The 7,240-nt window shown below is 71.0% G+C and carries 5 protein-coding genes; 2 read left to right on the forward strand and 3 right to left on the reverse strand.

Annotated elements, in window-relative coordinates:
• The coding region (locus tag R6V09_RS41430) for a type I polyketide synthase (RefSeq protein WP_317886651.1) at positions 1-4,341 on the reverse strand (4,341 nt) is incomplete at its 3' end.
• A gap of 83 nt (positions 4,342-4,424) precedes the next feature.
• On the opposite strand from R6V09_RS41430, the gene R6V09_RS41435 reads away from it, so the two are divergent.
• The gene (locus tag R6V09_RS41435) at positions 4,425-4,862 is read left to right on the forward strand and encodes a hypothetical protein (protein ID WP_317886652.1); all 438 of its coding nucleotides are present in this window, start codon (positions 4,425-4,427) and stop codon (positions 4,860-4,862) included.
• A 19-nt stretch (positions 4,863-4,881) separates the two neighbouring features.
• On the opposite strand, the gene R6V09_RS41440 is transcribed toward R6V09_RS41435, so the two are convergent.
• Together R6V09_RS41440 and R6V09_RS41445 are read right to left on the reverse strand one after the other, a co-directional pair.
• Entirely contained in the window at positions 4,882-5,688 is an 807-nt protein-coding gene (locus R6V09_RS41440) for a class II aldolase/adducin family protein (RefSeq protein ID WP_317886653.1), read from the reverse strand.
• 119 nt (positions 5,689-5,807) lie between these two features.
• Positions 5,808-6,257 (reverse strand): Lrp/AsnC family transcriptional regulator, encoded by a 450-nt coding sequence (locus R6V09_RS41445; RefSeq protein ID WP_317886654.1) that lies wholly within the window; start codon positions 6,255-6,257, stop codon positions 5,808-5,810.
• 183 nt (positions 6,258-6,440) lie between these two features.
• On the opposite strand from R6V09_RS41445, the gene R6V09_RS41450 reads away from it, so the two are divergent.
• Positions 6,441-7,240 (forward strand): acyl-CoA dehydrogenase family protein (locus R6V09_RS41450; protein WP_317886655.1); only part of this gene is annotated, 800 nt, incomplete at its 3' end.

Below are 7,240 nucleotides of genomic sequence, written 5' to 3' on the forward strand. Positions count from 1 at the left end.
GTCCCGCCGGGCCGTCGCGGCGAAGAGGAGTTCCTTGCCGGTTCCGGCCGGGCTCGCCGCCGCGGCCTGGGCGGTGAGCTGGGCGTCCGGGCCGAGCTCGGCGAACGCGGTCACCCGTCCGTCGTGCGCCAGCCAGCGGACGGCGTCCCCGAAGCGAACGGCCTCACGGGCGTGGCGCACCCAGTACGCGGCCGACCGGAGCTCCTCCCCGGTGGCCGGAAGCCCGGTCAGGCCCGACAGCACCGGGATGCTGGGGGTGCCGTACGTCAACTCGCCCGCCACACGGCCGAATTCGGCGAGCATCGGCTCCATCAGCGGGGAGTGGAAGGCGTGGCTGACCCGTAGCCGGACGGTACGGCGGCCCCGTGCGGCGAAGCGTTGTGCGAGCGCGAGGACCGGCTCCTGCGCGCCGGAGACGACGATCGCGCGCGGGCCGTTCACGGCCGCGATCGCGACCTCCTCGGTCAACTCGGCCGTCACCTCCGCCTCGGTGGCGTCGAGCGCCACCATGGCGCCGCCCTCCGGCAGCTCCCGCATCAACGTCCCACGGGCCGCGACCAGTTCGACGGCGTCCGCTTCGGACAGCACGCCCGCGCAGTGCGCCGCCGCCAGCTCGCCGACCGAGTGCCCGGCCAGGAAGTCCGGCCGCACCCCCCAGGAAATGAGCAGCCGGAAGACGGACACCTCGTAGGTGAACAGGGCGGCCTGGGCGAAGTCCGTGCGCTCCAGCAGGGCGGATTTGTCCGCGTCCCAGAGCACCGAGCGCAACGGACGCTCCAAGTGGGCGTCGAAGCGTGCGCACAGGGCGTCGAAGGCGGTCGCGAACACCGGGAAGGTGTCGTGCAACTCCCGTCCCATGCCGGTCCGTTGGGCGCCCTGACCGGTGAACAGCAGGGCCAGACGGGCGGAGGGGACGGCGGGGTGCGGGGGAGCGGACTTCGTCAGGGCGTCGAGGGCGGTCAGGGTCGCCGCCATGTCGCTCGTGGTGACGGCCGCTCGGTGGGGGAGTCCGGACCGGGTGGTGGCGTGGGTGAACGCCACGTCCAGCAGGGGGAGTTCGGGGTGCTCGCGGAGGAAGGTCGCGGTGCGTGCGGCCTGCGCCCGGAGTGCGGCGGGGGTCGCTGCTGAGAGCAGCAGCGGGGGTGTCACCGTGCGATGCGGGGACGGCTCGACGTCCTCATGCGCCTCCGCCTCTTCCAGGATCACATGTGCGTTCGTGCCACCGATGCCGAACGCCGAGACCGCCGCCCGCCTCGGCCGGCCGGGCTCGGACCGCCACTCCTCGTCCTGGGACAGCAGCCGTACGGTGCCCGACGACCAGTCCACGTGCGGTGACGGCTCGTCGGCGTGCAGGGTGCGGGGGAGCCGGTCGTGGTGCATCGCCAGCACCGTCTTGATGACACCGCCGACCCCGGCCGCCGCCTGGGTGTGACCGAGGTTGGACTTCAACGAGCCCAGCCACAGCGGGCGTTGGGGGGTGTGCTCCTGGCCGTAGGTGGCGAGGAGCGCGTGTGCCTCGATCGGGTCGCCGAGCGCGGTGCCCGTGCCGTGCGCCTCCACGGTGTCGATGTCGGCAGGGGACAGCCCCGCGTCGGCCAGCGCCGCGTGGATCACCCGTTGCTGCGCGGGGCCGTTGGGCGCGGTGAGACCGTTGGACGCGCCGTCGGAGTTGACGGCCGAGCCGCGCAGCACGGCCAGTACGGGATGGCCGTTGCGGCGCGCGTCCGAGAGCCGTTCCAGCAGGACCAGGCCGACACCCTCGCCCCACGCGGTACCGTCGGCCGCCGCCGAGAAGGGCTTGCAGCGGCCGTCCGGAGCGAGCCCGCGCAGCCTGCTGAACGCGATGAACGGCCCCGGCGACGACATGACCGTGACCCCGCCGGCCACCGCCAGAGAGCACTCCCCGGCGCGCAGGGACCGTACGGCCGAATGCATCGCGACCAGCGACGACGAGCACGCGGTGTCCACGGTCACGGCGGGGCCGCGCAGCCCCAGCGTGTAGGCGATACGGCCGGAGGCCACGCTGCCGGCCGAGCCGAGGGCGAGATGCGCCTCCAACTCGTGCCCGGCGTGGTGCAGACGGCTCGCGTAGGTGGCGTGCATGACGCCCACGAAGACGCCTGTGTCGCTGTCGCGCAGACCGGCCGGGTCCAGGCCCGCCCGCTCCAGCAGCTCCCAACTGCTCTCAAGGAGCAGCCGTTGCTGGGGGTCGGTGGCCAGGGCCTCGCGGGGTGACATGGCGAAGAAGGCCGCGTCGAAGTCGGCCGCGTCGTGCAGAAAACCGCCCCGGCGGGTGACCGACTTGCCCAGGCGGTCGGGGTCCGGGTCGTACAGGTCGGCCACGTTCCAGCCGCGGTCGGCGGGGAAGTCGGAGGTCGCGTCGGTGCCGTCGGCGACCAGCCGCCACAGGTCCTCCGGGGACTCCACCCCGCCCGGATAGCGGCAGGCCATGGCGACGACGGCGATGGGCTCCCCGGGGTCGGTACGGGGATCGCCCGGGGTAGTGCGCGCGGGCTTCGGGTGGCTGTCGCCGTGCAGTGCGTCGCGCACCAGGGCCGCCACGGCGGTGGGCGTGGGATGGTCGAAGACCAGCGTCGCGGGCAGCGCGAGACCGGTCGCCGTGCCCAGCCGGTCGCGCAGCAGGACAGCGCCGAGCGAGGTCAACCCCTGGGCGCTGAAGGGTACTTCGGGGTCCAGGTCCGGTACGGGGACGTCGAGGGTCCGTGCCGTCACTTCGAGGCCCAGGTCGAGCACGGCGTCGGACGCGGCGGCGAGCCGTTCGCGCAGCGCGGCCGAGGCGGCCGTGCGTTCCGCGGCGAGGCGCTCCGGCAACTCCCCGGCGAGCACCGCCCGGGCGGTCTTCCCGGACGCGGTGCGAGGAAGTGACGCGGTCGGATAGATCTCGTCCGGCACCTTGAACCCGGACAGCCGCTCCCGGCAGGCGGCGAACGCCTCTTCCGTGTCGACCCCGTCCGGGCCGGGCACGACGAAGGCCACCGGCACCTCGCCCAGCACGTCGTGACGCCGGCCGACGACCGCGGCGTCGACGATGTCGGGGCGGGCCAGCAACACCCGTTCCACCTCGGACGGGTTGATGTTCACACCGCCCCGGATGATGAGTTCCTTGACCCTGCCGGTGACATGGAGGTGGCCGTTCGTGCCGCGCCGGCCGAGGTCACCGGTGCGGTACCAGCCGTCGGTGAACGCCTGCGCGGTCGCGTCCGGACGGTTGTGATAGCCGGTCATCAGGCCGGGGCCGCGCACCCAGATCTCGCCCTCGTCCCCGTCGGCGGCCTCGGCGCCGGTGGCCGGATCGGTGATCCGGACGTCCAGCACCAGCAGCGGAAAACCGCGCGAGAGGTCGTCACGGGGGCTGTCCAGCCGCTCGATCGCGATCTTCCCGCAGGTCTCCGTGGAGCCGTACCCGTCGAGCAGGGGAGCGTCCAGGATCTGTTCGACCTCGGCCCGCAACTCGGGGGAACAGGGCGCCCCTCCGCTGACACACACCCGCAGCGACGCGGGCACCGGACGTGCCGTCTCGCGCAGTGACTCCAGCAGGAGACGGTAGGTGGCGGGCACCCCGCCCAGCACGGTGAACGGCTCGGCGGCGAGCGCCTCGGCCACGTTCGTGCCCGGTGCGAGGACGCGTGCCGTCGCACCGACCGAGACGACACCCAGCAGGCACACGGAGTGGCCGAGGGCGTGGAACATCGGCAACGGCCACAGCAGCCGGTCCTGTTGCTCCAGCCCGTACGCCGGTACGTAGGCCTCCGCCACCGACCACAGCGCGGAACGCTGCGTGGAGACGACGCCCTTGCTCTGCCCGGTGGTGCCCGACGTGTAGTGGATCCAGGCCGGCTCGTCGAGCCCGAGGTCGTCACGCGCGGCCGTACCCGAATCCGTCCCGGTCAGGTCCTCGAAACCGTGGGCGCCGTCGGCCGGTTCGTCCCGTCCGACGACGATCACATGTCGTACGGCGGCCAGTTGGGCGAGCGGATCCTCCGTCACGACCGCGACGGCGCCGCTGTCGTCGAGGAAGTACGCCAACTCCTCTTCCGACGCGGCGGAGTTGAGGAGTACGCCGATCGCCCCGGCGCGCAACACGCCGAGCCAGGCCTCGACCAGCTCCACCCGGTTTCCCAGATGGATCGCGACCCGGTCCCCGTGCCGCACCCCGAGCCGCACCAGATGACCTGCCAGCCGGGCGGTGCGCCGCTGCAACTCCCGGTAGGTGACGGCGCGTCGGTCGTCCAGGTAGGCGGTCCTGTCGCCGATCCGATCCGAGTGCTCCCGCAGTATTTCGGGCAGCGTGCGCGTCAACTCGTCGTCGGAAACGGCCATTTCCACCCCTTTGCTCACCAACCCCGAGTGGCAACCGTACGACAGTTGCCCTCCGGAGCCGGGCATCGGGCAGGATCAACGGCATGGTGATGTGCGACTACTACTCCGCCGCGAGTGACGACGCCGCCGTCGGTGTCCTCGACGCACCGGGTGGACCGGATCCGTCGGTCTTCGACGTACTGCCCCTGAAGGGCATCGACCCGGTGGTCGTCATGGCGCGGCTCGAAGCCCTCCTCACGGACTGCGCCTACGACGAGGCACGCGCCCGCCCGCGCTCCGGGCAACTGCTCTCGGACCCCGAGGCCGAAGACGCCTTCGTCATCAGCGTCTCCGACACACTCCGGGACGCATTGGCCTCGGCCACAGGTGACCAACTGGGCCTGGTGGCAGGGTCGTTCGGGGCCGTGGAGGAAGTGGGCCTGCCGCCCACCGAGGCGCTGGAGCTGCTCCGGTTGCTGTCCGGGCTGGCGCGGCGGGCCGCGGCGGAGAACCGGCGGCTGTACTGCTGGTGGGCCCTCTGACTCAACTCGCCGGTTCCTCCTACTCCAGTACGTCGGGCTCTTCCTCCATCACGAGGTCCGCCAGGAGATTGAAGTTGTGTCGCGCCATGTTGGCGTTGCTGAACTGCCGGTGTGCCAGGGTCACTTCCTCCTCGGTCATGATCCGGGGCTTTCCGGCGGCGTCGGCGAGCAGCTGCATCTGGCAGGCGCGCTCCATGGTGATGAACCACCACGCGGCCTCCTCGACGGACCGTCCGACGGTCAACAGGCCGTGGTGCCGGAGAATGGCCGCCCTCCGGTCGCCGAGCCGGACGGCGATCCGCTCGCCCTCGGACTTCTCAAGAACCAGACCCTTGTACTCGTCGAACAGGACGTGGTCGCCGTAGAAGGCGCAGGACTCCTGCACGATCGGGTCCAGCTGCTTGTCCAGTGAGGCGAAGGCCCTGCCGTGGATGGTGTGGGCGTGCGCCACGGCGACGACGTCCGGGCGGGCGTGGTGGATGGAGGAGTGGATCCAGAATGCCGCTTTGTTGGTCCTGCGTCCGCCCTCGATCACCCGGCCCTCCTCGTCGATGAGCAGCAGGTCGCTGACGCGGATCCTGGAGAAGTGCACCGCATACGGGTTGACCCAGAACCGGTCGGGGAACTCGGGGTCCCGCGCGGTGATGTGTCCGGCGATGCCCTCGTCGAAGCCGTAACGGGCGAAGATCCGGAACGCGGCGGCCAACTGCCGCTTGCGGTGCGTACGTTCGGCCTCGATGGTGTCGCGGCTCTCCGCGAGGCGAGGAATGTCGAGTTCCTCGGTGTTGTCGAAGTCGATGTCGTTGCTGCCGGTGGTGACGGACATCAGCACGTCCTTTCCGGTGCGAGGTCACGAGGAATTTCTTTCAGGCTGCAACCATCCTCGACCTGGTGTCAACCTCAGAGGCAATAAATATTGCCTGGGTGGCAGGATAGCCGAACCTTTCAGTCGCCCCTTCGCCAGGCGCCCAGCACCATGAGCGTCTTCGTGCCGATCACCGCACCCGTGCGCCGGAGACGGTCGATGACATCCCTCAGGTGCTGCACGTCGGTCACCCGGACGCGGACCAGCGCGTCGGGGTCGCCCGCGACGGTGAAGACCTCCTGGGCCTCCGGGACACTGGTGGCCGCCATCGTGATCGCCTCGACCTTGACATCGCCGGCGAACCGCAGCTCGACGAAGGCCTCGAAGCCGGCGCCGAGTTTTCCGTGGTCGAGGGTGACCGTGTAGCCCGCGATGACACCGACCCGCTCCAGCCGGTCGACCCGGCGTTTGACCGCCGACGGGGAGAGGCTGACCCGCTCCGCGATCTCCGTCATCGTCCGGCGGCCGTCCTCGACCAGCAGCTCCAGAATCGCGCGGTCGACGCTGTCGATGAGTCCCGTGTCGGTCATGTGCCGTCCTCCTGGCGTTGACGCTCGTTCTTTGCGGGAAATCGTGATGTGAGTCCAGTTTCTTGCATCGTGTGCAAGATACCTGCAACTTAATTGCCTGCCGCTCTGTCCCGCCGCTCCACTGTCCACACCTGCCAACCGGTCGGCGACCGCCGTTCGAGGACGTGAGAAAGGGACTCAGCGGTGAAAGTTGAGCGCGAACTACCCTCCAGCGAAGCCCAGGAGCTGCTGGAGCTGACGATCGACATCGCGGACAAGGAACTCGCCCCGCGTGCCGCGGAGTTCGAGGAGGAGGGCCGCTTCCCCCGCGAGGTGTTCCACCTCCTGGGCGAAACGGGACTGCTGACCCTTCCCTTCGCCGAGGACGTCGGGGGCGGCGGCCAGCCCTACGCCGTCTACCTGCAAGTACTCGAAGAGCTGGCCGCCCGGTGGGCCGCCGTCGCGGTCGGGGTCAGCGTCCACACCCTGTCGTGCCACGCCGTCTCGGCCTTCGGCTCCGCGAGCCAACGGCAGACGCTGCTCCCGTGGCAGCTGAGCGGCACCGCCCTCGGCGCGTACTGCCTGTCGGAGGAGCACGCGGGTTCCGACCCCAGTGCCATCCGGGCCCGCGCGGCACACGACGGCGGCGCGTGGGTGGCCCGGGGCACCAAGGCCTGGGTCACCCACGGTGGCCGGGCCGACTTCTACACCGCGTTTCTGCGCACCTCCGAGGACCCGCGCAACGGCATCTCCTGCTTCCACGTGGACGCCGGGTCGCCCGGCCTGAGCGCGGGCGCCCCGGAGCGCAAGATGGGGCTGCGCAGTTCCACCACCGCGGTCATGAACTTCGACGACGTGCACATCCCCGAGGACCGGCTGATCGGCGAGCCCGGCCAGGGACTGAGGATCGCGCTGTCCGCACTCGACGCCGGTCGGCTCGGCATCGCCGCCGTCGCGGTCGGCATCGCGCAGGCGGCCCTCGACCACGCGGTCGACTACGCCCG

Origin of the sequence: Streptomyces sp. W16, from assembly GCF_033194735.1 — a bacterium.
Classification (GTDB): domain Bacteria; phylum Actinomycetota; class Actinomycetes; order Streptomycetales; family Streptomycetaceae; genus Streptomyces.

What these genes read in the sequence shown, in the direction of transcription:
- R6V09_RS41435 (WP_317886652.1), top strand. Translation starts at nt 4,425, where the DNA reads ATGGTGATGTGCGACTACTACTCCGCCGCGAGTGACGACGCCGCCGTC.
- R6V09_RS41440 (WP_317886653.1), bottom strand. Translation starts at nt 5,688, where the DNA reads ATGTCCGTCACCACCGGCAGCAACGACATCGACTTCGACAACACCGAG.
- R6V09_RS41445 (WP_317886654.1), bottom strand. Translation starts at nt 6,257, where the DNA reads ATGACCGACACGGGACTCATCGACAGCGTCGACCGCGCGATTCTGGAG.